Source organism: Mesorhizobium sp. WSM3860 (assembly GCF_002294995.1).
Taxonomy (GTDB): domain Bacteria; phylum Pseudomonadota; class Alphaproteobacteria; order Rhizobiales; family Rhizobiaceae; genus Mesorhizobium.
In genome coordinates this window covers 46,954-72,584 of the sequence record NZ_NSGF01000019.1, presented here as the reverse complement: position 1 = coordinate 72,584, position 25,631 = coordinate 46,954, and the positions used below count along the sequence as shown (strand labels likewise).

General features: G+C 65.7%; 26 protein-coding genes. 14 read left to right on the top strand and 12 right to left on the bottom strand.

Going from position 1 to position 25,631, the window contains the following annotated elements; translation table 11 throughout:
* The first annotated feature begins 76 nt into the window (after positions 1-76).
* Together CK220_RS25005 and CK220_RS25000 are read left to right on the top strand one after the other, a co-directional pair.
* The gene (locus CK220_RS25005) at positions 77-1,297 is read left to right on the top strand and encodes a helix-turn-helix domain-containing protein (protein ID WP_095814068.1); all 1,221 of its coding nucleotides are present in this window, start codon (positions 77-79) and stop codon (positions 1,295-1,297) included.
* A gap of 30 nt (positions 1,298-1,327) precedes the next feature.
* Complete coding sequence (locus tag CK220_RS25000) at positions 1,328-1,966, top strand: PQQ-binding-like beta-propeller repeat protein (RefSeq protein WP_095814067.1); 639 nt, start codon at positions 1,328-1,330, stop codon at positions 1,964-1,966.
* A gap of 39 nt (positions 1,967-2,005) precedes the next feature.
* On the opposite strand, the gene CK220_RS24995 is transcribed toward CK220_RS25000, so the two are convergent.
* From CK220_RS24995 to CK220_RS24985, 3 genes are all read right to left on the bottom strand, one after another.
* Positions 2,006-3,094, bottom strand: a complete 1,089-nt coding sequence (locus CK220_RS24995; RefSeq protein ID WP_095814066.1) for an acyltransferase family protein — start codon at positions 3,092-3,094, stop codon at positions 2,006-2,008.
* Positions 3,095-3,207: 113 nt separating this feature from the next.
* The gene (locus tag CK220_RS24990; protein ID WP_245429391.1) at positions 3,208-4,440 is read right to left on the bottom strand and encodes an MFS transporter; all 1,233 of its coding nucleotides are present in this window, start codon (positions 4,438-4,440) and stop codon (positions 3,208-3,210) included.
* Positions 4,437-5,168: an MBL fold metallo-hydrolase gene (locus tag CK220_RS24985; protein ID WP_095814064.1), complete on the bottom strand. Its 732-nt coding sequence runs from the start codon at positions 5,166-5,168 to the stop codon at positions 4,437-4,439. Before CK220_RS24985 ends, CK220_RS24990 begins: the two co-directional genes overlap by 4 nt.
* A gap of 104 nt (positions 5,169-5,272) precedes the next feature.
* Between CK220_RS24985 and CK220_RS24980 the strand changes: the two genes are divergently transcribed.
* Positions 5,273-5,938: a metalloregulator ArsR/SmtB family transcription factor gene (locus CK220_RS24980; RefSeq protein WP_095814107.1), complete on the top strand. Its 666-nt coding sequence runs from the start codon at positions 5,273-5,275 to the stop codon at positions 5,936-5,938.
* A gap of 135 nt (positions 5,939-6,073) precedes the next feature.
* Here CK220_RS24980 and CK220_RS24975 read toward each other — a convergent pair whose 3' ends face one another.
* Genes CK220_RS24975 through CK220_RS24965 form a run of 3 tightly spaced genes read right to left on the bottom strand, consistent with a single transcriptional unit; the run spans position 6,074 to position 8,302 of the window.
* Positions 6,074-6,412 (bottom strand): DUF2218 domain-containing protein, encoded by a 339-nt coding sequence (locus tag CK220_RS24975; RefSeq protein WP_095814063.1) that lies wholly within the window; start codon positions 6,410-6,412, stop codon positions 6,074-6,076.
* Positions 6,409-7,335 carry an NAD(P)-dependent oxidoreductase gene (locus tag CK220_RS24970; protein ID WP_176479196.1) on the bottom strand — a complete coding sequence of 309 codons (927 nt, stop codon included), beginning with the start codon at positions 7,333-7,335 and terminating at the stop codon, positions 6,409-6,411. The genes CK220_RS24975 and CK220_RS24970 overlap by 4 nt, the downstream gene beginning before the upstream one ends.
* A gap of 46 nt (positions 7,336-7,381) precedes the next feature.
* The gene (locus CK220_RS24965; RefSeq protein WP_176479195.1) at positions 7,382-8,302 is read right to left on the bottom strand and encodes an NAD(P)-dependent oxidoreductase; all 921 of its coding nucleotides are present in this window, start codon (positions 8,300-8,302) and stop codon (positions 7,382-7,384) included.
* 109 nt (positions 8,303-8,411) lie between these two features.
* Here CK220_RS24965 and CK220_RS24960 point away from each other — a divergent pair, with 109 nt between their 5' ends.
* Positions 8,412-9,377 (top strand): LysR family transcriptional regulator, encoded by a 966-nt coding sequence (locus CK220_RS24960; RefSeq protein ID WP_095814060.1) that lies wholly within the window; start codon positions 8,412-8,414, stop codon positions 9,375-9,377.
* A 70-nt stretch (positions 9,378-9,447) separates the two neighbouring features.
* Here the strand turns inward: CK220_RS24960 and efp are convergent, their stop codons facing one another.
* On the bottom strand, positions 9,448-10,017 hold the full coding sequence (gene efp / locus CK220_RS24955) for an elongation factor P (protein WP_095814106.1): 570 nt from the start codon (positions 10,015-10,017) through the stop codon (positions 9,448-9,450).
* 129 nt (positions 10,018-10,146) lie between these two features.
* On the opposite strand from efp, the gene epmA reads away from it, so the two are divergent.
* The 7 genes from epmA (at position 10,147) to lpxK (ending at position 17,067) form a co-directional block, all read left to right on the top strand.
* Positions 10,147-11,190, top strand: a complete 1,044-nt coding sequence (gene epmA / locus CK220_RS24950; protein WP_095814059.1) for an EF-P lysine aminoacylase EpmA — start codon at positions 10,147-10,149, stop codon at positions 11,188-11,190.
* A 221-nt stretch (positions 11,191-11,411) separates the two neighbouring features.
* The gene (locus CK220_RS24945; RefSeq protein ID WP_095814058.1) at positions 11,412-12,755 is read left to right on the top strand and encodes a TldD/PmbA family protein; all 1,344 of its coding nucleotides are present in this window, start codon (positions 11,412-11,414) and stop codon (positions 12,753-12,755) included.
* 1 nt (position 12,756) lies between these two features.
* Complete coding sequence (locus tag CK220_RS24940) at positions 12,757-13,551, top strand: 3'(2'),5'-bisphosphate nucleotidase CysQ (RefSeq protein WP_095814057.1); 795 nt, start codon at positions 12,757-12,759, stop codon at positions 13,549-13,551.
* A 75-nt stretch (positions 13,552-13,626) separates the two neighbouring features.
* Positions 13,627-13,872 carry a DUF4170 domain-containing protein gene (locus CK220_RS24935; RefSeq protein WP_040973997.1) on the top strand — a complete coding sequence of 82 codons (246 nt, stop codon included), beginning with the start codon at positions 13,627-13,629 and terminating at the stop codon, positions 13,870-13,872.
* A gap of 5 nt (positions 13,873-13,877) precedes the next feature.
* On the top strand, positions 13,878-14,654 hold the full coding sequence (locus CK220_RS24930) for a lysophospholipid acyltransferase family protein (RefSeq protein WP_095814056.1): 777 nt from the start codon (positions 13,878-13,880) through the stop codon (positions 14,652-14,654).
* Positions 14,651-15,967: a lipid IV(A) 3-deoxy-D-manno-octulosonic acid transferase gene (gene waaA / locus CK220_RS24925; protein ID WP_095814055.1), complete on the top strand. Its 1,317-nt coding sequence runs from the start codon at positions 14,651-14,653 to the stop codon at positions 15,965-15,967. Before CK220_RS24930 ends, waaA begins: the two co-directional genes overlap by 4 nt.
* A gap of 62 nt (positions 15,968-16,029) precedes the next feature.
* Positions 16,030-17,067, top strand: coding sequence for a tetraacyldisaccharide 4'-kinase (lpxK, locus tag CK220_RS24920; protein ID WP_095814054.1), 1,038 nt, complete (start codon positions 16,030-16,032; stop codon positions 17,065-17,067).
* A gap of 201 nt (positions 17,068-17,268) precedes the next feature.
* Here lpxK and CK220_RS24915 read toward each other — a convergent pair whose 3' ends face one another.
* On the bottom strand, positions 17,269-17,502 hold the full coding sequence (locus CK220_RS24915; RefSeq protein WP_095814105.1) for a DUF2093 domain-containing protein: 234 nt from the start codon (positions 17,500-17,502) through the stop codon (positions 17,269-17,271).
* Positions 17,503-17,612: 110 nt separating this feature from the next.
* Here CK220_RS24915 and CK220_RS24910 point away from each other — a divergent pair, with 110 nt between their 5' ends.
* A complete protein-coding gene (locus CK220_RS24910) occupies positions 17,613-18,197 on the top strand; it encodes a hypothetical protein (RefSeq protein WP_095814053.1) in 585 nt (194 codons plus the stop codon).
* A 10-nt stretch (positions 18,198-18,207) separates the two neighbouring features.
* Here the strand turns inward: CK220_RS24910 and CK220_RS24905 are convergent, their stop codons facing one another.
* Positions 18,208-19,134, bottom strand: a complete 927-nt coding sequence (locus CK220_RS24905) for a LysR family transcriptional regulator (RefSeq protein WP_095814052.1) — start codon at positions 19,132-19,134, stop codon at positions 18,208-18,210.
* A gap of 90 nt (positions 19,135-19,224) precedes the next feature.
* On the opposite strand from CK220_RS24905, the gene CK220_RS24900 reads away from it, so the two are divergent.
* Positions 19,225-20,118 carry an EamA family transporter gene (locus tag CK220_RS24900; RefSeq protein ID WP_095814051.1) on the top strand — a complete coding sequence of 298 codons (894 nt, stop codon included), beginning with the start codon at positions 19,225-19,227 and terminating at the stop codon, positions 20,116-20,118.
* 213 nt (positions 20,119-20,331) lie between these two features.
* Here the strand turns inward: CK220_RS24900 and mutL are convergent, their stop codons facing one another.
* Both mutL and CK220_RS24890 read right to left on the bottom strand, forming a co-directional pair.
* Positions 20,332-22,200 (bottom strand): DNA mismatch repair endonuclease MutL, encoded by a 1,869-nt coding sequence (gene mutL, locus CK220_RS24895; protein WP_095814050.1) that lies wholly within the window; start codon positions 22,198-22,200, stop codon positions 20,332-20,334.
* Positions 22,201-22,245: 45 nt separating this feature from the next.
* Complete coding sequence (locus tag CK220_RS24890; protein WP_095814049.1) at positions 22,246-23,148, bottom strand: LysR substrate-binding domain-containing protein; 903 nt, start codon at positions 23,146-23,148, stop codon at positions 22,246-22,248.
* Positions 23,149-23,238: 90 nt separating this feature from the next.
* On the opposite strand from CK220_RS24890, the gene CK220_RS24885 reads away from it, so the two are divergent.
* Positions 23,239-24,789, top strand: a complete 1,551-nt coding sequence (locus CK220_RS24885; RefSeq protein WP_095814048.1) for a trimethylamine methyltransferase family protein — start codon at positions 23,239-23,241, stop codon at positions 24,787-24,789.
* A gap of 51 nt (positions 24,790-24,840) precedes the next feature.
* Here the strand turns inward: CK220_RS24885 and CK220_RS24880 are convergent, their stop codons facing one another.
* Positions 24,841-25,524: a GntR family transcriptional regulator gene (locus CK220_RS24880; protein WP_095814104.1), complete on the bottom strand. Its 684-nt coding sequence runs from the start codon at positions 25,522-25,524 to the stop codon at positions 24,841-24,843.
* Between the last annotated feature and the right edge of the window lie 107 nt (positions 25,525-25,631).

Below are 25,631 nucleotides of genomic sequence, written 5' to 3'. Positions count from 1 at the left end.
TAGGGCCGGACGGCGCGATGGTGAGAGTTACAAGTGTGACGCGATTTGATCCGGGAGACGCTGAGCCGGGCATTGCATGGACTCGCTGATCAATGCCGCCGGCCGTGCGTTGGCGTCAGGTGACCCGCTCGGCGCCCTGAAGCGGGTCGCGCTGCGCGACGATGCCCCGGCGCTGGCGCTGCGCGGCATCGCGATGGCGCAGCTCGGCGACTTCGCCAAGGCCAAGGCGCTGCTGAAGAGCGCCGCCCGCGCTTTCAGTCCGAAGGAGGCGGTGGCGCGCGCCCGCTGCGTCGTCGCCGAGGCCGAGATCGCGCTGGTCTCGCGCGATCTCGGCTGGCCGGACAAAGCGTTGCGAGCCGCCCGCGCGACGCTTCAAACGCATGGCGATCGCGTCAACGCCGCCTATGCCGGCAGCCTCGAAGCGCGCCGCCTCATTCTGATCGGCCGGCTCGACGAGGCCGAGCGCCTGCTAGCCGGCTTCGATCCGGCGCCGTTGCCGCCCGTGGCGCGCGTCGCGCATGAGCTCGCGGCCGCGGGCATCGCGGTCAGGCGCCTGCGGACGAAGGCTGCGCGCGCGGCGCTCGGCCGGGCGGCGCTGGCGGCCTATGAAGCCAATATCCCGGCGCTGAAGGCCGAGGTCGAAAGCGCGTCGCTGGTGCTGAACACGCCCGTTGCGCGGCTCGTGTCGAAGGGCTTGGAGACGCCGTTGCAGCTCGACGAGGTCGAGGCGCTGCTCACCTCAGGCGCCCTCGTCGTCGATGCCTGCCGCAATGCCGTGCGCAAGGCGGATACGGTGGTGTCGCTGGCGACGCGGCCGGTGCTGTTTGCGCTGGCGCGCACGCTGGCCGAGGCCTGGCCCGCCGATGCGTCGCGGGAGGTGCTGCTGAAGCGCGCCTTCCGCGCCAGGCACGCCGATGAATCGCATCGTGCGCGGCTTAGGGTGGAGATGGGCCGGCTGCGCGCTGAAATGAACGCGCTGGCGGAAATCAACGCGACGGCGGCCGGCTTTGCGCTCACGCCGCTGAACGCAGTCGAGGTCGTGGTGCTGGCGCCGCCTGTCGAGGAGGAGCATGGCGCGGTGCTCGCCTTTCTGGCCGATGGCGAGTCCTGGTCGAGCTCGGCGCTGGCGATCGCGCTCGGTGCCAGCCCGCGCACCGTGCAGCGGGCGCTGGAGGCGCTTTCGGCCGACAACAAGGTGCAGGCGGTCGGTCGCGGCAGGGCGCGCCGCTGGATGACGCCGCCGGTCACCGGATTCCCGACTGTCTTGTTACTCCCGGGCCCGCTGCCGAGCGACTAGTCTGCGGCTATTATCGAATGGAGATCGAAAATGAAACGAGCCGCTGCCGAGATCCTGCGCGAATACGGCCCCTTTCCGGATGCCGAGCGCATCAACGGCGTCACCTATGACGGCAAGAATGTTTGGTTCGCCACCGGCGACAAGCTGAAGGCGCTCGACCCGGAGAGCGGCGCGATCGTGCAATCGATCGACGTCGCCTCGCATGCCGGGACCGCCTTCGACGGCGAGCACCTCTACCAGATCGGTGAGGACCGCATCCACAAGGTCGATCCGAAGACAGGCAAGGTCGTCGCCACCATTCCCGCCCCCGGCAATGGCGGCGACTCTGGGCTTGCCTGGGCCGAAGGTTCGCTCTGGGTCGGCGAATACAGGGCACACAAGATCCATCAGATCGATCCAGATACGGGCAAGGTGATCCGCACCATCGAATCGAAGCGCGTCGTCACCGGTGTCACCTGGGTCGATGGCGAGCTCTGGCATGCCACCTGGGAAGGCGAGGAGGGCGATCTCTTACGCATCGACCCCGAGACGGGCGACGTGCTGCAGGAGCTGGCGATGCCCTCCGGCGTGTCGGGACTGGAATCCGATGGCGGCGGCTGCTTCTTCTGCGGTGGCGGCAGCAGCGGCAAGATCAAGGCCGTGCGCCGGCCCGGGCATGCTGGCAAGTAGCCGGCAGGCCGGCGGCTCGCCGAGACGAAACAGGCGGCCTCAGGCCGCCTCGCGCGCGGGCCGGACAACGCCCTTGTTTGGGATCTGGCCGGCAGTCGGTCTGTCGACATGCGCCCAGGCCGGCCGCTCGAACAGGAATTTTCCGAAGCCGGTGCGCTTGACGATGAAATAGAGAATGACCGGGCTGACGAGCGAGACGAGCAGCACCGCGAGGCTGAGCATGCCGGTATCGGTCAGAAGGCCGCTTGCCAGCATGACACCGCGGAAGATCGACATCGGGATGGTGAAGGCGACATAGACGACCAGCGAATGCTCGCCCAGCCAGCGCAGCCATTCCATCGAAGCGAATTTCGACAGGAAGCCGCCGGCGACGCAGAGCGCCACCGCGCCGGCCACGGCCAGCGTAAGATGAAGCGGCGGCCATGCCGCCAGGCCCATCTGCATGCCGACCGGCTCGACGGCATAGCCCGGCGAATAGACGAGCAGGCCGTTGACGGTGGCCCACAGGGCCAGGCCGGCGATGGCGATCGCGGAACGATCTTGCGTCCACGCGACCAGCCGGAACACCAGCGGCGCCATCACGAAGCCGAGATAGAAGAATACGAAATAGGCGGCGAATTGGGTGAGGGCATAGCTGTCCGAATGCGGCGCCCACATCTGCAGCGCGGCGGCGGCGGCAATCACGATCCAGTGCGGCACGCCAAGCTCGCGCAAGACGCGCGCGACGAGGCCGAACACGGCCAGCATGTAGATGAACCACAGCACGCCATAGGGCTGGATGACAGCCATGGCGAGGTCATGCAGCATGCCGGCGGGATCGCGGCTGAAGATGCCGATCTTCAGCCCGATCGAGATGATCGCCCACAGCACATAGAAATAGAGATAATGGACGACGCGCCGATCGATATAGCGCCGCCACGGCCGGTCGATCACCTGCGACAGGAACAAGCCCGAGATCAGGAAGAACTCCGGCATCCGGAAGGGCGTCGCGAAGCCGATGACATAATGCAGGAAGCCGACGCCGCCGGTATATTCGCCGGTGTTGTAGGCGGAATACATCATCACCACCAGGATGATCGAAAGACCTTTTGCCGTGTCCACCCACGGCATGCGCGTCGAGTTGTTCATGAAAGACCCCGCAAAGGCACCCAGCGCCATAGTATCGGACAGGCGCGTCTCTAGCAGCATGAAGCTTCGGATATCGTAAACGCAGCGCTGTCGGACCGGCGCTCAGAGTCGGGTCAGCGGCTGGTCTCTCGCATCGTCACCGCCACGATTACACCCGAGAGGAAGGTCAGCGCCGCGATTGCCGCGATCGCTGCGGCGAAGCCGAAGAAGTCGGCGATGAGGCCCGCCGACAGCGCTCCGATGGCGTAGCCAAGATCGCGCCAGAAACGATAGACGCTGAGCGAGCGCGCCCGCCAGGACGGGTGCGACGCATCGGATACCGCCGCGATGAGGCTTGGATAGACCATCGCCGTGCCAAGGCCGAGCAAGAGGCTCGCCAGCAGCCACCAGCCGAAGTCGCGTGTCATTGCGGTGAGCAGAAGTCCGGCAGCCTGCACCCACATGCCGGCGACGATCAGGCCCTTGCGGCCCCAGCGGTCGCTCAATGGCCCGGTCGCGACCTGTAAGATGCCCCAGACCGCTGGATAGACCGCCTTGAGGATGCCGATGCGCTCGACGCCGAGCCCGTTGGCGACGAAGAAGAGCGGAAAAAGCCCCCAACTCATGCCGTCGTTCAGATTGTTGACCAGGCCCGCCTGCGAGGCCGCGAACAAATTGCGGTCCCGGAATGAGGTCAGCATGAAGATCTCACGGAAGCCGAGCCGGGAGACAGCTTTCGGATGGTCGGCCAATTCAAGCCGCACATGCTCGCGCGTGTCGCGCACCAGAAGGATCGACAGCGCGGCACCCAGGATCGCATAGCCGATGCCGAGATAGATCGGCACCGGGCGCAGCCCGTAGCGGCTGGCCAGATAGCCGGTCAGAAATGCGGTGACGCCGACGGCGAGGTAGCCGGCGAACTCGTTGAGGCCGACGGCGAGCCCGCGCGATTTCGGCCCGACCAGATCGACCTTCATGATGACGGTCATCGACCAGGCAAGCCCCTGGTTGATGCCGAGCAGCGCGTTGGCGGCAACGATCCACCCCCAACTCGGCGCCCAGATGATCATGAAGGGCACCGGCAGGCCGAACAGCCAGCCCAGGATCAGCACCCGCTTGCGACCCCATGTGTCGGCAAGCTGGCCGGAGACGAGATTGGCGCAGGCCTTGACCACGCCGAAGCTGACGATGAACGAGGTGACGAGCGTGGTCGAGGCAACCGCGAACTCCTCGGCGCCGATCAGCGGCACCACGGTCCGCTCGATGCCGACCATGCCGCCGACAAAAGCGTTGATCAGCACCAGCAGCGCGAACTGTTTCCAGTTGGCCTTGAGGCCGAGCGCGACGGCGGGCGCCGTTGCGCTCACGATCGGGATCCGGCGTTGGCGGCGCGGGTCCGGGCCGCGTCCGGCGGCGGGGGAGGGATGTCGGCGGTCATGGCGGCGATGAACTGGCCCTCGTCCTCGATGCGGAAGGCCTTGTTGAAGCGCCGCTCGAAGCCGATGGTCGATGTCGGCTTGCCGCTGAGCGAGCGGCCGCAGACCGAGCCGGAATAGGCGCCCGGCAGCACCTCGATGTGATCGGGCAGTTCCTTCAGCCGGCGCACGCTGGCATAGAGCGCGCGAGCGCCGTCCTCGGCGCTCGAAGCAAGCTCGGTCCGGCCGAGATCGCCAACCATCAGCGTGTGCCCGGTAAGCACGAACCAGGGCTCGGTCGACCGCGTCCGGTCGGTGACTAAAAGGCTCAGATGCTCCGGCGTGTGGCCTGGCGTGTGCATAACGGTCGCCGTCACATTGCCGAGTTCCAGCACCTCGCCGTCCTTAACGTGACGGAACGGGAAGCCTGCCTCGGCGTCTTCGAACAGCACGTATTCGGCGCCGGTCGCTGCGGCGAGCGCACGGCCTGCCGAGATATGGTCGGCGTGGATATGCGTGTCGACGACATAGAGGATGCGCATGCCCGTCGTACGCGCTGCCTCGACATAGGGCGCGATCTCGCCGACCGGATCGACGACAGCAGCAGACGCCTTGCCGCCGCAGCCGAACAGATAGGAGGCGGCGACCGGGTCGCTATGGAGGAACTGCCTGAGAATCATCGCTTTTTCTCCGCGCTATGCAACTGCCGTGCGAGCCGCCCGGCTTGACAGCAATGTTCGGAACCGTCATTCAATTATTCTATTGAATGACGGCGGAAAGGGCGATGTCAATCCGCAATCCGAAGCAGGCGCTCTACGAACAGTTCGCGATCGTCGCCAAGGCGCTCGGGCACCCGCTGCGCCTGGAACTGATCGAGCATCTGGCGCAAGGCTCGCGCAGCGTCGAGGCGCTTGCCGCGAAGCTCGGCCAGCCGATCGCCAACATCTCCCAGCATCTGCAGGCGCTGCGCCGCGCCGGCATCGTCTCGGCCGAACGCGACGGCAAGTACGTGCACTATTCGCTTGCCGACGACAGCGTGCTTAGCGCGTTCGCGTCAGTGCGCAGCGTCGCGGAGCGCCACCTTGCCGAAGTCGATCGCATTGTGCGCGACTGTTTCGATGCGCGCGACGACATACAGCCGGTCACGCGCGAGGAACTTCAGGCGCTGATGCGCGACGGGCTGGTGACGCTGATCGATGTGCGCCCGGCGGACGAGTTCGCGCTCGGCCATGTGCCCGGCGCGATCAATGTCCCGCTCGGCGAAATCAAGGCCTGGTCCCACTGTGCCGACCCCGGCCGGGAAATCGTCGCCTACTGCCGCGGCCCATGGTGCGTGATGTCCTTCGAGGCGGTGGCCGCGCTGCGCTCGGTTGGCCATTCCGCGCGCCGCCTAGAGGATGGCATGCCGGAATGGAAAGCCGCCGGCCTTCCGGTGGAAATGCCGGCCTGACCGTGTGGCTAACTAGAAGGTGGGAAATCCCGCGAGCCGAAAAGCCACCGAGCGCCAATTGCAGACACCCGGCGACAAGATGACGAATGCCTTGAGTGAGCCGTCAGCCGACGGACGGTTTTTGGCTTCAGATCATCAATAGCGGACGTTCAGTTCGTGTCGGTGCCGGTGGGCGATCCGCCTCAGCCGGTCAAGGACGATTTCCTCGACGCGTTTTAGGCTCGCCATATCCTCGGCTCCAGAAGTGATGTGCACAGTCGGGCCGTGGACTTCCACCTTACACCACCCGAAGGGAAATCGAATCTGCCCGCGCTGACCGGAATGGGCAGTGGCATAGTTGACAAAAGATACACAGAGCCGCTGGACAAGCTGGTCGGCGCTCCCAGCGTCCTGCGACAGAAAGACCAGCTCAAGCGTTCGGCCAGCGTCGGGAGATGCCTGGGAGCCATACGACGCGGGACCGGTCAGGATCATGCGTCGGGAGCCTTCACCTCCCAAGGCGGTATCCAATCTCCGGCCACGCGCAACTCGATGTTGGCGTCATCCTCGATGACCTTGCAAACCGTCATCTCGCCGGCATCCCTGCCATAGCGGCCGGCCGCTTCCTTGAACCGGTCATGCGTCGCGCATGTCAGTTCGGCACGCGTGCCAGTGTCGTTCATCAGCTCTTCGATCAGGCCGAGGTCCTTGAGACAGAGCGCCAAGGGAAACGATGGATCGTAATGGCCGGCGAAGATGGACGGCACATCATGCTGCATGACGAAGCTGTCCGCCGCGCCCCCCTTCATGGCCGACCACCAGACATCCGGCTCCAGCCCGGCAACCTTGGCGGTGACCATCGCCTCGCCGATCGCGGCAGCATGGATCTTCCAGAGCTGGTTGTTGACCAGCTTGGCGACGTAGCCATTGCCGTGCCTGCCGACCTTGCGTATCTCGCCCATTGCCTCGATTACGGGCCGCACATGCTCGATATCGGCATCCTCACCGCCGATGAACATGATCATGTCGCCGCGGATGGCGGAGTCCACCGAGCCCGTCACCGGAGCATCCACCGGCGCGCCGCCTTTGGCATGAAACTCTTTGCCGAGCGAGCGCATGAGCTTGGGACTGCTCGTTGTAAGATCGATCCAGTACTTGCCCCGGCAGTCGGTCGATAGAAAACCGTTCTCGCCACGAACGACAGATTCGATCTCCTTCGGGCCAAACACCATGGTGACGACAACGTCGACCTGGTCGAGAACCTCCGCGGGGCTGCTAGCTGGTTTGGCGCCTTTCTTGACCAGTGGCTTCAAGGCTTCCGGCCGGACGTCATGGACGACCATCTCGAATCCTTTGCGGGCGACGTTCAGGGCCGCGTTCCTGCCCATCATGCCAAGGCCAATGAAACCGACCTTCATCTCAAGCTCTCCCTTCGAAATCCTGATTCCAAGCCCTGTCGCCATCTCACTGTTCCCATGGTGGAACCCAGTCGCCCTCGAGCCGCATGGATAGTCCTGCATCGTCCTCGATGCGCCTGGCGACATGCAGTTCGGCCGCCTGCGCGCCGTAGCGGGTGGCGGCAAGGGCGAACGCGCCTTCGGCCGCGGTGGTCATGGGAAGCGGTGCCCGAACGTTGCGGTTCAGTTCCTGGATTAGGCGAAGATCCTTGAGGCAAAGGTCCAGCGAAAAGGACGGGTCGTAGTGGCCAGCGAAGATGGACGGGGCATCGTGTTGCGCGACGAAGCTGTCGCCGACGCTGCTGCGGATGGCGCGCCATAGCGTGCCGAGTTCGACGCCGTTGGCGATGCCCGTCGCGAATCCTTCGCCGATGGCCGCCGCCCCGATGAACCAGAGTTGGTTGGTCACCAGCTTCACCACATTGCCCGTTCCGAGAGCCCCGCAATGGATGACCATACCGAGATGACCGAGGACTGGAGCCGCATGGTCGAACGATGCCTGCTCTCCGCCGGCGAAGAGCGTCAGCTTGCCGTTCCTCGCCCCGTCCACCGCTCCGGTCACCGGTGAATCCACGACTTTCACCCCTTTGGGCGCTTCCGATGCGAGCCGGAAGACGAGTTCGTTGCGGTTGGTGGTCAGGTCGATCCAGAGGCTTCCCGGCCTCAGGCTTTTGAGCGCTCCGTTCTCGCCGGCCATCACGGCTTCCACGTGATCCGGCCTCGGCAGCGAGGTGAGGAAGATATCCGCCTGGGCGGCACAATCCGCTGCCGAAGAGCCGGCCGAAGCGCCGATGGTGACGAGTCGTTCAAGCGCGGTCGGATTGAGGTCAAAGACGGTGACGGGATAGCCGGCCTCCACCAACCTCTGGCACATGGGCCCGCCCATGTTTCCCAGTCCGACGAATCCGATGCGAGGAAAGGCTGTCATGTTCCGCGATCTCCGGCACCCACCGAGCATGAATGTCGAACGCAAAATGCATCCTGCGCACTGGGCTGGAAACGTTGAAAAAACTCCGGCACGCTAATAACCTGTGGTTATGAAGAAATACCGGACCGCCCTCCCACCGCTCGACCTGCTGATCTTCTTCGAGGCCGCTCACCGGGTCGGAAGCTTCACTGGCTGTGCTGCAGAACTCCACGTCTCGCAGGCGGCGGTCAGCAAGCGTATCCATCAGCTTGAAAAATGGATCGGAGAGCCGCTGTTCATCCGTAACGGCAAGCGGCTCAGCCCCACCGCGAGCGGCGAGCGGCTTTACAATACCGTCGCGATGGCGCTGGAGTTCCTGCGCCAGGGCCTGGTCGCGTCGCGCGAGCATGCGATGCGGCCGCTCTCTATCGGCGCTCACACCGTGGTCGGCATGTTCTGGCTAACCGCGCAGTTGCAGGCCTTCGGCCTTTCCGGCGATGCCTGCCCGACGCGACTGGTCACCTCCGACAGCACGGGCGACCTGCTCGCAGGGAAGAACGACCTGCTGGTTATTTACAGCAGCGGCATGGTTCCGGGATTCCACGCTACGCGCCTCCTTGATGAGGAGATGGTTCCGATGGCGTCACCGGCTTTGGCCGCTTCGTTGGGCGCTGGCGGCAGTGGTGCGTTCCAGCACTATCGCCGGAGCGACGGTCCGCCTCTGCTGAACTATGTGCGCTCTGCTCCCGATTGGGTCGACTGGCAGGTGTGGTTCGATGGCCTTTCGCTCAATGGACCTGAAGGCTGGAACGTCAGGACGATGAGCACCTATTCCCAGACCATCGGCGAAGCAATTCGCGGGAGCGGCATCGCGCTGGGCAGCGTGGCCCTGCTGCAGTCGGAACTGGCAGCCGGGAGGCTGGTGCCGCTCACCAAGGATGTCCTGCGGACCGAGAGAGGCTACTATCTGTGTCATAGCGAAAGCGTGCCGCTGCCGAATGAGGCCCAGAAGCTGGCAGAGTTCCTCGTTGCCGCCGCCCACGGGCAGGGGGCGCGAAGCTGCCGTCCGCATGCGAAACTGGCGGATCCGGGTTAAACAAGCCAACTATGCCTGATTGCAGGCCCGCCTCTTCTCAGGCGAGCCGTGGCGCGGGCTGCTGTAAACCTCAGTCCTTGGCGCGCTCGATATAGGACCCGTCGGCGGTCATCACCACCACGCGCGTGCCGGCGGAGATGTGCGGCGGCACGGCGGTGCGCACGCCGTTGGACAGCACTGCCGGCTTGTAGGATGAGGACGCCGTCTGGCCCTTGGTGACCGGCTCGGTCTCCACCACCTCGAACGTGGCGCGCTGCGGCAGCACCAGCGAGATCGGCACGCCGTTGAACTGCGCCAGCTGCACCGCCATGCCTTCCTGCAGGTAAGGCGCCATGTCGCCGACCACGCTTTCCGGAGCCACGACCTGATCGTAGCTTTCCGGGTTCATGAAATGGAAGCCTTCGCCGTCGGAATAGAGGAAGGTGTGCTCGCGCTCCTCGACATAGGCCCGCTCGACCATCTCGGTGGTGCGGTAGCGCTCCGAGATCTTCACCCCGTCGCCGATGCGGCGCATGTCGAGCTGCGTCACCGGCGTGCCCTTGCCAGGGTGGATGTTTTCGGCAAAGAGGATGACATAGAGCTTGCCGTCCTTATCGACGACGTTGCCTTTGCGTAAGGAACTGGCGATGACCTTGACCACGGTATTCGATCCCATTCGAGTTTTTCGGCCTGCAAGCGTCTGTGCCCCCGAAGCGGCAACGGCGGCCTTCGCGTGCGCCCTAGCGCATCTTGCGCCGAACCGCCAGTCTCCTCGGCGATTTTCCCGCTCATGACCGGCGCTTCGCCCTGGTGGACGCCGCATGTTCATGCCGACCGCCGGCCAAGACTGATGGCGCGCAACGCTATTGCCGCCGCCCTGCGCGGTTGGTTCGCTGAGCGCGATTTCGTTGAGGTAACGACGTCCGCGCTGCAGGTTTCGCCCGGCAACGAGGCGCACCTTGCAGCCTTTACCACCGAGGCGATCGCGCCGGACGTGTCGCGCCGGCAGCTCTATCTTCACACCTCGCCGGAATTCGCCTGCAAGAAGCTGCTCGCCGCCGGCGAGAAACGCATCTTCAGCCTGGGCGCCGTTTACCGAAACCGCGAGCGCGGGCCGCTGCATCATCCCGAATTCACCATGCTTGAATGGTACCGCGTCGGCGAGACCTATGAGCGCCTGATGGCCGATTGCGCCGAATTCCTGGCGCTTGCCGCGGAAAAATCCGGCGCGAAAAGCTTTCGTTTCCGTGGCCGCGAGGCCGATCCCTTCGCCGAGCCGGAGCGGCTGAGCGTTGCGGAAGCTTTCATGCGCCATGCCGGCATCGACCTGCTGGGTACCGTCGGCGCCGACGGCAGCACGGATCGCGAGGCGCTCCACGCGGGCCTGGTCCGCGCCGGCCTGCGCACCGCGCCCGACGACAATTGGGCCGACCTGTTCAGCCGGGTGATGGTGGAAAAGGTCGAGCCGGCGCTGGGGCAGGGGCGCGCCACGATCCTCTACGGCTATCCGGTATCGGAGGCGGCCCTTGCCCGGCCGAGCGCGAGGGATCCGCGCGTCGCCGAACGCTTCGAGCTTTATTGCTGCGGCGTCGAACTTGCCAATGCGTTTGGCGAGCTGACCGATCCGGCCGAGCAGCGCCGCCGCTTTGTCACCGAGATGGATGAGAAGGAGCGCATCTATGGCGAGCGCTATCCGCTGGACGAGGATTTCCTCGCCGCGCTTGCCATCATGCCGCAGGCGAGCGGCTCGGCTCTCGGCTTCGACCGGCTGGTGATGCTGGCAACAGGCGCCGCCAGGATCGAAGATGTGATCTGGGCGCCGGTGGCCGGCTAATCCGCACTGTTCATGCGGCTGCGGCAAGGCAGTGCGCTGCGAAGGGCCGCGATTGCCTTGAGATTGCCGCATCCGCCATTGCACAAGCGGTGGTGGAACAATAGATGGTGCATCAGCATCCAAGACGATGGTGCGGGCTTTCCAGAGATGGCGGCTCGGCCTCCGTGGATGTGCGGCAGCATCCGCCCTCCCGGACAGCTTGAACAAACAGGACCAACCGCATGACCGACACGCTCGACGCAGGGAAACTGACCGACCGCGTCGCGGCGCTCGTCGAGGCGGCCAAGCGCGCCGGGGCGGACGCGGCCGACGCGGTCGCCGTGCGCGGCCGTTCGGCCGGCGTCTCGGTGCGGCTGGGCAAGGTCGAAGGCACCGAATCTTCGGAAAGCGAGGACGTGTCGCTGCGCGTCTTCGTCGGCCAGCGCGTGGCGAGCGTCTCGGCCACCGCCGCCTCCGACCCGAAGGCGCTTGCCGAGCGCGCCGTCGCCATGGCCAGAGTCTCGCCCGAGGACCCTTATCAAGGCCTTGCCGACCCGGCGCTGCTCGCCCGCAATCGGCGCGATCTCGACCTCTTCGACCCGACCGAGGTCTCGGCCGATCAGCTGAAGGAGGCAGCGCTGGCAGCGGAAGCAGCGGCCCTTGCCGTCAAGGGCGTCACCAATTCCTCCGGCAGCAGCGCCGGCGCGGGCCTTGGCGGGCTGGTGCTTGCCACTTCGCACGGCTTTGTCGGCCAATATGTCGCGTCGCGCTTTTCGCGTTCGACCAGCGTCATTGCAGGCGAAGGCACGGCGATGGAACGCGACTATGAATTTTCGTCCCGCCAGCATTTCGCCGATCTCGACGCGCCGGAGGAGATCGGGCGCAAGGCCGGCGAACGCGCCGTGCGCCGCCTCGGCGCCCGCAAGGCGGCCACCGGCCCGGTCGACGTCGTGTTCGACCCGCGCGTGGCGCGCGGCATTGCCGGCCATCTCGCCGGCGCCATCAACGGCGCCGCGGTGGCGCGCAAGACCAGCTTCCTGCGCGACATGATGGGAAAGCAGGTGGCCTCAAGCGCGATCACCGTCACCGACGAGCCGCTGCGGCGTCGCGGCCAGGCATCGCGTCCCTTCGACGGCGAGGGCGTCGAGGGCGACAAGCTTTTGATGGTCGACAAAGGCGTGCTCAACCACTGGTTCCTGTCGACCTCGGCCGCGCGCGAGCTCGGTCTTGTCACCAACGGCCGAGGGTCGCGCAGCGGCTCTTCGGTTTCGCCGTCCTCGACCAATCTGGCCATCGAGCCCGGCGAGCGCGCGCCGGAGGAGCTGATCGCCTCGCTGCAGCGCGGCTTCTATGTCACCGAGGTCTTCGGCCAGGGCGTCGACATGGTAACCGGCGAATACAGCCGCGGCGCCTCCGGCTTCTGGATCGAGAACGGCGCGCTTGCCTATCCGGTGGCCGAGGTGACGATCGCCTCCAACTTGAAGACCATGTTCCTCAACATGGTGCCGGCGAGCGATCTGGACCGCAATTTCGGCACTGCCGCGCCGACGCTGCTGATCGAGGGGATGACCCTTGCCGGCGCCTGACATGGCCATCTCAGCCGAGACGCACGAAGACCTCGTTCTGCTGCGCGACGCCGCCCGCGAGGCGGGCACCATTGCCATGCGCTATTTCGGCCAAAGCCCCCAGGTGTGGATGAAGGGCGGGACCTCGCCGGTCAGCGAGGCCGACCATGCGGCCGACGCCTATCTGCGCGAGACCTTGCTCAAGGCGCGGCCGAATTATGGCTGGCTGTCCGAAGAAACCGCCGACGATCATGCCAGGCTGTCGGCCCGCCGCACTTTCGTCGTCGATCCTATCGATGGCACCCGCGGCTTTCTCGATGGCTTGCATTCCTGGTGCGTCAGCGTCGCCGTGGTCGAGGATGGCCGCTCGCTGGCCGGCGTGCTCGAATGTCCGGCCAAGCACGAGACCTACTGGGCGCTGCCGGGCGAGGGCGCGTTCCTCAACGACAAGCGCATCCATGTGCGCGCGCCAGGCGATACCGTCGAGATCGGCGGGCCGAAGCCGCTGCTCGACCGCATGCCCGCTTCCTGGCAAGCCCGGATGCGCCGCGTCGCCTACATCCCCTCGCTCGCCTACCGGCTGGCGATGATCGCCAACGGCAAGCTCGACGCGACCTTCGTCAAGCCCAACGCGCATGACTGGGACATCGCGGCCGCCGACCTTATTCTCCGCGAAGCGGGCGGCGCCTTGCTCGACCGCGCCGGCAAGCCGCCGCGCTATGCCGGCGAGGTGATCAACCATGGCGCGCTCGCCGCCGGCAGCGGCCAACTGCTGGGCGTCCTAGCCGGCGTCATTGCCGGAGCTGACCAAGGGTGAGTCGGCCCACGGTTCCAAAATCGGCCGCTTTGGTCTAAACGTTTCACAAAATTCATGAATCTGCGAAGGATCGGCATGGCCGTGGAAGACGGAAAGAAGCAGCTTTTGCACCTGGTGTTCGGCGGCGAGCTGAAAAAGCTGGGTGGAACCGAGTTCCGTGACTTGGATGCGCTCGACATCGTCGGCATCTACCCCGACTATCAATCGGCGCACGCTGCGTGGAAGGCGAAGGCGCAGGCCAGCGTCGACAATGCCCATATGCGCTATTTCGTCGTTCACCTGCACCGGTTGCTCGACCCGGAAACAAAGGCAGCCGGTTGACATCGATGGAGCATGAAGCGGTGAAAGGAGCGACGGGGCGCGCCGCCGGGCGGGGCGGGACTCGCACGCTGTGGCGCCGCATCCGCGAGCCGCTCGCCCAGTCGCGGTTCGTCAAGAATTTCATCGCCAGCCTGTTCGCCTGGTTCGTGCGGCTGATTCGCATCACCAGCCCGCTGGTGAAAGGGTCGACGCAGGTCGCCGGCGGCGCCTATGCGCATCTCGAACCGGGCATCATCGCGCTGTGGCATGGTCAGCATCTCTTGACGCCGGCTTATTATCCCAAGGGCCGGCCGCTGGTCGCCATGGTCTCGCGCAGTGCCGACGCCGAGCTCAACGCGCTGATGCTGAACAGATTCGGCATCGAGGCGGTGCGCGGCTCGGGTGGCCGCGACAGTTCGAGGCATCTCGACAAAGGCGGCGCCAAAGCTTTGATCGCGCTCAAGAAAGCGCTGGTCGCCGGCAAGAATGTCGCGATGATCGCCGACATCCCACATGGCACGCCGCGCGACGCGGGGCTAGGCATCGTGCTTTTGGCCAGGCTTTCCGGGCGGCCGATCCTGCCCTCGGCGATCGCCACCAGCCGCCGCAAGGTGCTGGAAAAGAGCTGGGACAAGACCACCATCAACCTGCCGTTCGGCCGCTCCGCCGTTATCGTCGGACCGCCGGTCTTCGTGCCGCCCAAAGCCGACGACGCCGAGATGGAGCGCAAGCGCCAGGAGGTCACCGCCTCGCTCAACGCCGCAACCGCCGAGGCCTACCGCCTCGTGGACGGCGAAAAATGAGCGAGCGCTGGGCGCGCGCGGCCCTGACCGCCTACCGTTACGCAGGGGCCGTCGCCTATCCGCTGATCGGACCCTATGTCGCCTGGCGCGCCTCGCGCGGCAAGGAAGACCGCGTTCGCCGTCGCGAGCGCTACGGCGTCGCCGGCCGTCCGCGTCCGGAAGGACCGGTGATCTGGATCCACGCCGCAAGCGTCGGCGAGACGATCGCCGTCGTACCGCTGGTCGAAAGCATCCTCGATTACGGCGTCAACATCGTGCTGACGACCGGCACCGTGACATCGGCCAAGGTCGCCGACGAGCGGCTTGGCAGCCGCATCATTCACCAATATGTGCCGCTCGACCTCAAGCCCGCGGTAAGCCGCTTCCTCGATCACTGGCTGCCGGAGCTGGCCATCATAGCCGAATCGGAGATCTGGCCGATGACCATCCTGGAGCTCGGCGCGCGCAACGTGCCGCAGGTTCTGGTCAACGGGCGGCTGTCGGACCGTTCCTTCCGGTCGTGGAAGAAGCGCGCCGGCGTGGCCGAGGCGCTGTTCGAGAATCTTGCCCATGTCGTTGCCCAGTCGGATGTCGACGGCGAGCGTTTCCGCGTGCTCGGCGCCCGGCCGGTGACCGTATCCGGCAATCTCAAGGTGGACACCAACCCGCCGCCGGTCGACGAGCGGGCGCTGGCGACGCTGCAGCGCCAGATCGGCTTACGCCCGACCTGGGCGGCGATCTCGACCCATGATGGGGAGGAGGCCGCCGCGGCGGAAGTCCATGCGACCTTGCACAAGCGCCACCCTGGCCTGTTGACCATCGTCGTGCCCCGCCATCCCGACCGCGCGGACGCGCTGGCCGCGCAGATCTCCGGCATGGGGCTGAAGGTCGCGCGCCGCAGCAAGGGCGACCGCATCACGCCCGACACCGATATCCTGCTCGGCGACACGATCGGCGAGATGGGACTTTATCTCAGGCTGACCGAGATCGCTTTCGTCGGCCGCTCGCTGACCTCCGAAGGCGGCCAGAACCCGCTGGAGCCGGCGATGCTCGACACGGCGGTGCTGGCCGGCCGCAACGTGCAGAATTTCCGCGAGGCCTATCAGCGCCTGCTCGACCGCGGCGGCGCCAAGCTGGTGCGCGACCGCGACATGCTGGCCGGCGCCGTCAATTTCCTTTTGACCAACGAGGCGGTGCGCCACGAGATGATGGCGGCGGGCGCGGCGACCGTCGACGAGATGCGCGGCGCGCTTCAGCGCACGCTGAAGTCGCTCGAGCCCTACATCCAGCCGCTGGTCGTCAAGGCGCGCCTGAAAGGCGCCAACGGGCGCTAGCGCATGGCCCTAAAAGTCGGATCCGATCTTTGGAAAGGGTCATGCGCCATGGAAGTCACGCCATGACCAGCGAAGCGCCGCCCTTCTGGTGGGAAAAACCGGACTGGCGCGTGCTGGCGCTTTCGCCGGTGTCCGCGATTTATGGAATGGTGGCTGGGCGCCGCATGCGGCACGCGCCGCGGGAGAAGGTCGCGGCACCTGTGCTCTGCGTCGGCAACTTCACCGTCGGCGGCAGCGGCAAGACGCCGGTCGCCATCGCGCTGGCGAAACAGGCAAAGCAAATGCAGCTCACGCCCGGCTTCCTGTCGCGCGGCCATGGCGGCTCCTTCGCCAAGCCGCATGTCGTCGATGCGCATCACGACGCGGCCAAGCATGTCGGCGACGAGCCGCTGCTGCTTGCCGAGCATGCGCCGGTCGCGGTGACGGCCAACCGCGCCGCCGGCGCCAAACTGCTGATGGCAGAGCATGGCTGCGACTTCCTGATCATGGATGACGGTTTCCAGTCGGCCCGCATCCACATCGACTACGCGCTGGTCGTGGTCGACGCGCGTTTCGGCATCGGCAATGGCCGCGTCATCCCGGGCGGGCCGCTCCGGGCCAAGATCGTCGATCAGTTGGTCTTCACCGGCGGCTTGCTGAAGATGGGCGAGGGGAGCGCCGCCGATACGGTGGTGCGCCAGGCGGCGCGCGCCGGCCGGCCGATCTTTTTGGCCCATGTCGAGCCGGCGAATCCGGCGCGATTTGCCGGCGGGCGCTTCCTTGCCTTTGCCGGCATCGGCCATCCGGAGAAATTCTTCGACACGCTGCGCGCCGCCGGCGGCGACGTCGCGCTGTCGCGCGCTTTCCCCGACCATCATTTCTACGCCGCGGACGAGCTTGCCGATCTGGCGGCGCTTGCCGAGCGCGAGGGGCTTCAGCTTGTCACCACGGCAAAGGATGCCGCCCGGCTTCGCCACGGCGCGGCACCCGCCGGCTTCCTGGAGCACCTCGATGTGCTGGAGATCGACGCCGTGTTCGAGATCGACCACGTGCCTGAGCGCATCATCAGTGAGACCCTGGATGCATGGCGGCAGCGCAAGATGCGGGGGTCGTCATCCTAGGGCGGAGCGACGCGAAGCGGAGTGCAGACCCTAGGATCCATGCCGTGAACTGCGAGCGTTGCAACGACGCAGAATCTGCGATGCGGATTGGCAGAAGCTTCTGCACCGCTGCATCTTTCGGCCTAGGTAACGGCATGGATCCTAGGGTCTCCGCGACGTCGCTACGCTCCTGCTTCGCCCTAGGATGACGAAGGTGAGGGACTACCGCCGGCTTCTCATCTCCGGATGTGCCTCGATCTCACGCCGCAGCGACGCTGCCGCGTTCACATATGGCTCCTGCCTGGCAATGCTCCAATATTTGAGCTCGTCCAGCGGAATGCTCTCGCCGGTCACGGCGCAGCGCACAAATGCGCCAGGGCTCGTCACCTGGAAGTCGCCGTCGAGATAGCGGATGCGCGCTTCCTTGCCGCCGGGGCCTTCAAAACGGTTCATCATGAAATGGCGCTTAAGTTCATGGGGCTTCAATCGCCACAAATCATAGGCAAGGTCAAGCTTGGCGCAATGCTGATGTAGTATGCCGATTGGCACAATGGTTGTCAGGAAGCATGAACATCACCAATGCCAGCATGACGTCGCTGCTGAAAGAGGCGCTTACGCCGCAGCCGGTGCCGTCGCCCCAGGCCGACCCTGCGACCGCGGCGCTGGTCAAGGCGGTCGTCCAGCCGCCGGCGCCCTCCGTCTTGCCCTCCGCACCGGTGGCCGCGCAGGCGCTGAACGGCTCGTTGCCGGCCGCTCAACCAACTCAGCGTCTGTCCTCGGCCGAGATCGAGAACGCCTACCGAGCCGTCCTGGAACCCGATGCCGGCTCTGATGGCGCCTCGACGAAATCTCCGGCAGGCAGGCAGGCGGCTGATGCCGATCAGCCTTCTCGGGCGACACCCCAGGTTCCACCGGCGGCCGCCGACGACACCGCAAAGGCCGTGGCGGCGCCGCCGTCTTCGTTCTCGCCGGCCCTTGCTTCCGGAGTGCTGGTTGCAGCTAACGCCAACGTATCGCCGCGGGGAGGCGTTCGCCGCCCCGGCCATGCCCCGCGATCCGAACCCGGCCAGACGCCGCTGTGGGCAATATCCCTCGTGACGGCCGTCGTCTCGGCTGCGACTACCACGATCGTGCTGATGCTGCTTCGCTGATCCGGCCGATCTAGTCGTCGTCCTGCAGGAAGGCTTCGAGCTTCTCCGGCGCCAGCCCCGCCTGTTCGGCGATCCGCCTGGCGAGATCGGCGGCGGCCGCGCGCGGCCGTCCGACCGGACGGTCGAGCCAGTAGGACACCGGATTGAGCGCGAGCCGCTCGTCAACGGGGACAATCCGGCCCGACTTCAACTGGTCCTGCGTCAACGGCGGCCGCGCCAGCGCGATGCCGAGGCCGTGCGCCGCCGCGTCGAGCACCAGATTGTAGTCTTCGAAGCGCCGGTCCTGCGGGCGCGGGCGGTAGTCGACGTCCTGGGCCGCAAACCAGGCGCGCCAGGCGGAAGCGTCGGAATCGTTGATCAGCGGGAATTTGAGCAGCCGGGCCGGGTCGCCCTGGCCGATCTCCTTCGCCAGCTCCGGCGAGGCGATCGGGAAGATGTGCTCCTCGAAAAGCTGCACCGAGACGCGGCCCGGGATGCGGCCGCGCCCGCAGCGCACCGAAAGGTCGATGCCTTCGTCGGCAAGGTCTGCCTGACGGTTGTCGACGTCGAGCACGATGCGCAGCCGCGTCGGGTTGTTTTCGAGCGCGGCCATACGCGGCATCAGCCAAAGGCCGCTGACCGAAGGGATCGAAGCCAGCCGCACCACCGCGGTGCCGCGCGGCTCGACCCAGCGGTCGGAATTGACCGAGATCAGCGCGAAGGCCTCTGTGGTGCGAAGATGCAGCCGGTTGCCCTCATTGGTCAGCGTGACGCCGCGCGCGTTGCGCTCGAACACCTTGAGCCCGAGCCAGTCCTCCAGCTTGGCGATCTGACGGCTGACCGCGCCATGGGTGAGGTTGAGCCTTTCGGCCGCCGCGGAAAAGCTTCCGGTCCGCGCCGCCGCGTCGAAGGCGCGCAAAGTCTCGAGCGGCAATAGCTGGTCAGAGCTGTGAAGCATGCTCACAGCTGACCCTCGAATTGCTCGTTTGTCAATCGGCCGGCAATAGCGTTTTGTCTCTCTGTGGCACTGAAAGACGAGGATTCGGCAATGAGCGCTTACACCGGCACGTTGAATGAGACACAGCGCATGGACACCACGGCGGCGATCGCGGTGGTTCTCACGGTGATCGGCTGGGCGTCGGCCTTCCCGGCGATCCGCGCCGGCCTTGCCGCCTTCCAGCCGCTGGAGCTCGGCGCGCTGCGCTTCGCCATCGCGGCCGTGCCGGCGGCGATCTTCCTTGCGGTCAAGCGTCCGGCGCTGCCCAAGGTTGACGAGTTGTGGCGCTTTGGCTTCGGTGGCGCCATCTTCGTCGCGCTCTATACGGCGATGCTCAATTTCGGCGAGCTGACCGTCTCGGCGGGCGCCGCCGGGTTCATCATCAATGTCAGCCCGATCTTCACGGCAATCATGGCGATGGCGCTGCTCGGCGAGCGTTTTTCCGGCATGGCCTGGCTGGGCACGGTGATCTCGTTTGCCGGTATCGGCATCATCGCGGTCGCCGACGGCAACGGCCTGCATTTCAACGCCGGCGCGCTGCTGGTGCTGGGCTCGGCGCTCTGCTCGGCCGTCAACACCATCGTCCAGAAGCCGCTCTTTGCCCGCCATCATCCGCTGACGATTGCCGCCTCCAACATGGTGCTCGGCGCGCTCTGCCTCGCGCCATTCCTGCCGGAAGCGTTTGCGCAGGCCGCGGTCGCCGACATGGCCGGCCTTGGCGCTGTCATCTATCTCGGCGTCGTGCCGAGCCTGATCGCCTATGCCGCCTGGGCGACGGCGCTGTCGCGCCTGCCGGCCGCGCGCGCCTCGAACTTCCTTTATCTGGTGTCGCCGACCTCCGCCCTGATCGGCTTCTTCTGGCTGGGCGAAGTGCCGACGCTGCTCGGCATCCTCGGCGGCGCGCTGGCGCTGGGTGGCGTCATCGTGGTGAATTTGAAGCGGTAAGTCAGAGGGTTGAGGCCGGTTCCTGACTCAAGAAAAGAGCCGCCTCGAGCGGCCCTTTTCTTGCCCCCTCATCCGGCCGCTACGCAGCCACCTTCTCCGCGTCGGGGAGAAGAGGTTGGCGCTGGCGCTGAAAGTCTCCTCTCCCCATAGGGCCCCATAGGGAGAGGTCAGCCGAGCGAAGCGGAGGCTGGGTGAGGGGCGGCCTTGGCGCGCTCACCTCCGCCCGAACAGCCTTTCGATGTCGGCCAGTTTCAGCTCGATATAGGTCGGCCTGCCATGGTTGCAGGTGCCGGAGCCCGGCGTCGCCTCCATCTGGCGCAGCAGCGCGTTCATCTCCTCGGCCTTGAGCAGCCGGCCGGAGCGTACCGAGCCGTGGCAGGCCATGGTAGCGGCTATTCGGTCCAGCCGTTCCTTCAGCGTCTCGACCGTGTCGTTGTCGGCGATCTCGTCGGCAAGGTCGCGCACCAGCTGCTGCACATTGGTTTCGCCGAGCATCGATGGCGTCTCGCGAATCGCCACAGCGCCCGGGCCGAAGCGCTCCAGGCCGAGTCCGAATCTGGCCAGCGTCTCGGAATGCATCGCCAGCCGCTCGGCATCCTCTTCCGGAAGGTCGACGATCTCGGGCAAAAGCAGCATCTGCGAAGGCACGGCCCGCGAGTGCAGCGCGTTCTTCAGCGCCTCGTAGACCAGGCGCTCATGTGCGGCATGCTGGTCGACGATGATCAGCGAATCCCTGGTCTGGGCGACAATGTAGTTCTCATGCACCTGCGCGCGCGCCGCCCCTAGCACCATGCCGAGCAGCGCCTCGGCCGGCTCGGCGATGCCCGCCCGCGCGTCGGCGCTCGCCATCGGTCCGGTGTCGAAGGCAGCCTGATCGTTGTCGGCGAAGCCGCCTCGCGCTGGCCGCGCTTCGCCCATGTCGAGCGGACGTTGTGGCGAGCGGGACGGGTCGAAGCCGCTGAAGCCGGAGGCGCGAAACGCGGCCTCATAGCTGCGGTGGCCATTGGCCGGCCCGGGATGCGAATAGGGCGCAGCACCGGGCCGGAAAGCCGCCATCATGCCGGCCGCGCTGGTGGGCGCGGCGCGGATGCCGGCGCCGGCCAGCGCCTCGCGAATGGCGCCGACGATCAGCCCGCGCACCAGGCCCGGATCGCGGAAACGCACGTCGGCCTTGGCCGGATGGACGTTCACGTCGACGGTTGCCGGATCGAGCGAAAGGAACAACACGGTGACCGCGTGCCGGTCGCGCGGCAGCACGTCGGCGAAGGCGCCGCGGATCGCGCCGGCGATCAGCTTGTCGCGCACCGGCCGGCCGTTGACATAGGCATATTGCTGCAGCGCGTTGGCGCGGGTGTAGGAAGGGATCGAGACGTGGCCGGCAAGATGCACGCCGTCCCGCAGGGCATCGATGGCAATGGCATTCGCGGGGAAGTCGGCGCCCATCACTTGCGCGACGCGGGCGAGCCGGCCCTCCGGCGTGTCGCCGGTCGCCGGCAGCTCCAGCGTCGAGCGGTCGGATCCGGCAAGAGTGAAGCGCACGGCGGGGAAGGCGATGGCGATGCGCTTCACCACGTCGCTGGTGGTCGAGCTTTCGGCGCGCTCGCCCTTCATGAATTTGAGCCGTGCCGGCGTGGCGAAGAACAGGTCGCGCACTTCGACGGTGGTGCCGCGGTTGGCCGCCGCCGGCTTGACGGCCGACACCCGGCCGCCCTCGATGCTGATCTCGGCCGCGCTGTCGCCGGCGGCCGTGCGCGAGCGAATCGAAAGCCTGGCCACCGAGCCTATCGATGGCAGCGCCTCGCCGCGGAATCCCAGCGAACGGATGTCGTGGATATCGTCCGACAGCTTCGACGTGCAGTGTCGGGCAATCGCCAGCGCCAGTTCGCGCTCGGGAATGCCCGAGCCGTCGTCGGTGACGCGGATGAGCGAGAGCCCGCCGCCGGCGGTGACGATCTCGACGCGCGACGCGCCGGCGTCGAGCGCGTTCTCGACCAGCTCCTTCACCACGCTTGCCGGACGCTCGATGACCTCGCCGGCGGCGATCTGGTTGATCATCGTTTCGGAAAGCTGGCGAATGGGCATGCGAGGATTATAGGCGGATTCGAACGGTGTGGGGGAGGGGCTACTTCACGCCTGCGCGACCAGCCAGTCCCTGACCTTGCGAGCGTTGTCGCTGAGCTCGCGGTTCTTCGGCCAGATGACGTGGAAGCCGATGCCGGTCCTCATCACATGCTCGGTCACCGGCACCAGCAGCCCTGATGTCACCAGCCGCTCGACCAGATGCCGCCAGCCAAGCGAGATGCCTTGCCCTTCCATCACCGCTTGGATCACCAGGGCATAGTCGTTGATGCGCAGGCCGCGCTCGGCATTGCGAAGGCTGGTTCCGGCCGACGCGAACCATTCGTCCCAGTTCGGCGCCTCGCGATAGGGCTCCTCGAGATGGATCAGCCGGTGCGTGGCCAGTTCCTCGACCGTCTTCGGCATGCCGAATTTGGCGAGATAGCTGGGGCCGGCGACCGGGAAGATCTCTTCGTCGGAGAGCGACAGCGAGTGATAGTCCGGCCAGTCACGCGGCACGCCGCCGCGCACGCCGAGCGGAATGCCCTCGGCGATGATGTCGAGATCGCGGTCGGCGGTCTGGATGCGCAGGTCGATGCCAGGCAGCTGGTCACGGAACTGCTGCAAACGCGGCATCATCCAGAAGGAGCCGAAGGCGGTCGAGGCGGCAAGGGTCACATGGCCGCCGGTCGCCTGCAGGCGAAGGTCCTCGGCAGATTTGCGGATATGCGACAGCCCGAGCGAGACGTCCGCGTGGAAGCGCTCGCCGGCCTCCGTCAGGAGCACCTGGCGGTGGCGGCGCTGGAACAGCTTGGCGCCGAGCTGTTCCTCCAGTCCGCGCACGGCATAGGAGACGGCCGCCTGGGTCATGCCGAGCTCGCGCCCGGCGGCGGTAAAGCTCGACAGCCGGCCTGCCGCCTCGAAGACGACGAGGCTGCCGGCCGAGGGCAGGAGGTGGCGTAGGCTTCGCATAAGCGCAGCTTATACAAGAGATCAGGATTTTCCAGCGTCACATCCATATTTCGTGTCGCTAACTTGGTCGGGCGGGATCAAGGAGACAACATGAACGCACCGGCCGCTGAATTGACTGAACCGACCCACCGTCGCGGCGGCGGCCGCCTTGGGCGCAAGGCGCTGAGAAGCGCGCCCGTTGCGTCCTTCCCGACGCTCGTTCGCCAGATTCCCGTCTATGAGATCGTGCCCGACGAGGCAGTGGAACTGATCCACGAGGAGTCGCTCAAAATCCTCGAGGAGGTTGGCTGCGAGTTCCGCGACGACGAAGCGATCGCGCTTTGGAAGGCGGCTGGCGCCGACGTCAAGGACACACGTGTCCGCATCGACCGCGCGCTGCTGATGGAGCTGGTCTCGAAGGTCCCGCCGGAATTCACGCTCAATGCGCGCAATCCCGAGCGCACCGTCCGTGTCGGCGGCAAGAACTCGATCTTCGTGCCGATGTACGGCGCGCCCTATGTACGCGACCTCGACAACAAGCGGCGCTACGGCACGCTCAACGACCTCAACAATTTTCACAAGCTCGCTTACATGGCGCCGGCGCTGCATTCGTCGAGCTCGATCATCTGCGAGCCGATGGAAATCGCGGTGCCGAAGCGGCACCTGCACATCATCCATTCGGCGCTGAAGCATTCCGACAAGCCCTTCATGGGCATCGTGACGTCGAAGGAGCGGGCCGAGGACACGATGGCGATGGCTGCAATCGTGTTCGGCGAGGAGTTCGTGCGCGACAATCCGGTGCTGGTGGCGATCACCAATTGCAATTCGCCGCTGGTGTGGGACGCCACCATGCTCGACGCGATGCGGGTCTATGCCCGCCACAACCAACCGCTGATCCTGGCGCCGTTTGCGCTCTGCGGCGCCTCGACCTCGGCCTCGGCCGTCGGCGCGGTGGCGCAGGTGAATGCCGAGGCGCTGGCAGGCGTCGCATTCACCCAGCTCATCCGTCCCGGTTCGCCGCAGATATACGGTCAGTTCATGGTGACCGTCGACATGAAGACCGGCGCCCCGATGGGCGGCACGCCGGAGGCCGCCCAGATGATGTATCTGATGGGCGCGCTGGCGCGGAAATACAAACTGCCCTGGCGCACCTCGGGCTTCCATGTCGGCTCCAAGCTCAACGACGCGCAGGCCGGCTACGAGGCGAACATGCTGATGCATGCCGCGATCCTCGCCGGCGCCAATTACATCTGGCACTCCGCCGGCTGGCTCGAGGCGGGCCTCACTTGCGGCTATTCGAAATTCGCCACCGACTGCGAACAGCTTGTCGGCTGGTACAAATATGCCGGCGGCGTTCCCTTCGATGATTTCAAGGAGGCCATGGCGGCGATCCGCGAAGTCGGTCCGCAAGGGCATTTTCTCGGCACGCAGCACACGCTCGAGCATTTCGAGCGCGCCTTCTTCATGCCGAGCATCATGGACTTCAATTCCTTCGAACAATGGACAGCCGAGGGCGCGAAGGATCACGACACGCGCGGCCTCGAAAAGGCGCGCAACATGCTCGCCGACTATCAGGAGCCGAAGCTCGAAGAGGGCATCGCCGAAGGTCTCAAGGATTTGATCGCGCGGCGCGAGGAGAAGCTGCCTGATAGCGTTAGTTGATCAAAAACGGGCAGAGGCGTCGGCAAGGGTGACTGACGGCAAGCCGATGGCTCAGCCAGCGCGCACCCTGCCGTTCGCCAGGTGTTTCTGAAGCGATTGACAGGCGTTCATGATATGATCGTAGACCAATTTTGCGGCGTGTTCGGTCTCGCCAGCGCGGCAGGCGGCCAGGATTTCGCGATGTTCTCGATCCGCAAGCTCATGACCGCCGGAAATCGTCAGCTGAACTCGAAGATAGCGTTCGATTCGATCGTTAACCGACCGGATCATGCGGAGGAGATATGGTCGCCCGGCGTCTAGATAAAGACTGGAATGGAACTCCCAATTTAGTTCCGCCCAGCGGCCGACGTCGGTTTCCTTCGCGAAGGCGTCGCAACTTGCTTGCGCTTTATCGAAGGTCTTCTCGTTCATGTGGGGGAAGGAGAGCCGAATTGCGTTCGATTCCAGCATGGCTCGGACCTCGAAAATCTGCACGATCTCCGGTTCCGACATGCTGGCGACAATTGCGCCCTTGTTTCGCTGAAATGCCACGAAACCCTCTGCCTCGAGCCGCTTCAAAGCTTCGCGCACCGGGATCTTGCTGATGTTGAACATGCGGGCGACGTCGTCTTGCCTGATTGGTTCGCCCTCATCCAGCGACCCCGATATGATTGCTCCGCGTATGAACTTCAAAACCACGTCGGAAGCGGTCGGTGCGGCACCCAGATCGGGAATGTCGGCAAATGCAAATGGCACGTGTAGAGTCTCCGCAAGGAGCGTCAGATCTGCAAACATAGATATCGTAGACGATGTTCGTGATCAAATGCGCGCGGGATTTTGCTCAACCCAAGCCTTTGCATGCC

Excerpts from the sequence above, each read along its gene's own strand:
- CK220_RS25005 (WP_095814068.1), top strand. The coding sequence starts at position 77 with ATGGACTCGCTGATCAATGCCGCCGGCCGTGCGTTGGCGTCAGGTGAC.
- CK220_RS25000 (WP_095814067.1), top strand. The coding sequence starts at position 1,328 with ATGAAACGAGCCGCTGCCGAGATCCTGCGCGAATACGGCCCCTTTCCG.
- CK220_RS24995 (WP_095814066.1), bottom strand. The coding sequence starts at position 3,094 with ATGAACAACTCGACGCGCATGCCGTGGGTGGACACGGCAAAAGGTCTT.
- CK220_RS24985 (WP_095814064.1), bottom strand. The coding sequence starts at position 5,168 with ATGATTCTCAGGCAGTTCCTCCATAGCGACCCGGTCGCCGCCTCCTAT.
- CK220_RS24980 (WP_095814107.1), top strand. The coding sequence starts at position 5,273 with ATGTCAATCCGCAATCCGAAGCAGGCGCTCTACGAACAGTTCGCGATC.
- CK220_RS24975 (WP_095814063.1), bottom strand. The coding sequence starts at position 6,412 with ATGATCCTGACCGGTCCCGCGTCGTATGGCTCCCAGGCATCTCCCGAC.
- CK220_RS24970 (WP_176479196.1), bottom strand. The coding sequence starts at position 7,335 with ATGAAGGTCGGTTTCATTGGCCTTGGCATGATGGGCAGGAACGCGGCC.
- CK220_RS24965 (WP_176479195.1), bottom strand. The coding sequence starts at position 8,302 with ATGACAGCCTTTCCTCGCATCGGATTCGTCGGACTGGGAAACATGGGC.
- CK220_RS24960 (WP_095814060.1), top strand. The coding sequence starts at position 8,412 with ATGAAGAAATACCGGACCGCCCTCCCACCGCTCGACCTGCTGATCTTC.
- epmA (WP_095814059.1), top strand. The coding sequence starts at position 10,147 with ATGACCGGCGCTTCGCCCTGGTGGACGCCGCATGTTCATGCCGACCGC.
- CK220_RS24945 (WP_095814058.1), top strand. The coding sequence starts at position 11,412 with ATGACCGACACGCTCGACGCAGGGAAACTGACCGACCGCGTCGCGGCG.
- CK220_RS24940 (WP_095814057.1), top strand. The coding sequence starts at position 12,757 with ATGGCCATCTCAGCCGAGACGCACGAAGACCTCGTTCTGCTGCGCGAC.
- CK220_RS24935 (WP_040973997.1), top strand. The coding sequence starts at position 13,627 with ATGGCCGTGGAAGACGGAAAGAAGCAGCTTTTGCACCTGGTGTTCGGC.
- CK220_RS24930 (WP_095814056.1), top strand. The coding sequence starts at position 13,878 with ATGGAGCATGAAGCGGTGAAAGGAGCGACGGGGCGCGCCGCCGGGCGG.
- waaA (WP_095814055.1), top strand. The coding sequence starts at position 14,651 with ATGAGCGAGCGCTGGGCGCGCGCGGCCCTGACCGCCTACCGTTACGCA.
- lpxK (WP_095814054.1), top strand. The coding sequence starts at position 16,030 with ATGACCAGCGAAGCGCCGCCCTTCTGGTGGGAAAAACCGGACTGGCGC.
- CK220_RS24915 (WP_095814105.1), bottom strand. The coding sequence starts at position 17,502 with ATGATGAACCGTTTTGAAGGCCCCGGCGGCAAGGAAGCGCGCATCCGC.
- CK220_RS24910 (WP_095814053.1), top strand. The coding sequence starts at position 17,613 with ATGAACATCACCAATGCCAGCATGACGTCGCTGCTGAAAGAGGCGCTT.
- CK220_RS24905 (WP_095814052.1), bottom strand. The coding sequence starts at position 19,134 with ATGCTTCACAGCTCTGACCAGCTATTGCCGCTCGAGACTTTGCGCGCC.
- CK220_RS24900 (WP_095814051.1), top strand. The coding sequence starts at position 19,225 with ATGAGCGCTTACACCGGCACGTTGAATGAGACACAGCGCATGGACACC.
- mutL (WP_095814050.1), bottom strand. The coding sequence starts at position 22,200 with ATGCCCATTCGCCAGCTTTCCGAAACGATGATCAACCAGATCGCCGCC.
- CK220_RS24890 (WP_095814049.1), bottom strand. The coding sequence starts at position 23,148 with ATGCGAAGCCTACGCCACCTCCTGCCCTCGGCCGGCAGCCTCGTCGTC.
- CK220_RS24885 (WP_095814048.1), top strand. The coding sequence starts at position 23,239 with ATGAACGCACCGGCCGCTGAATTGACTGAACCGACCCACCGTCGCGGC.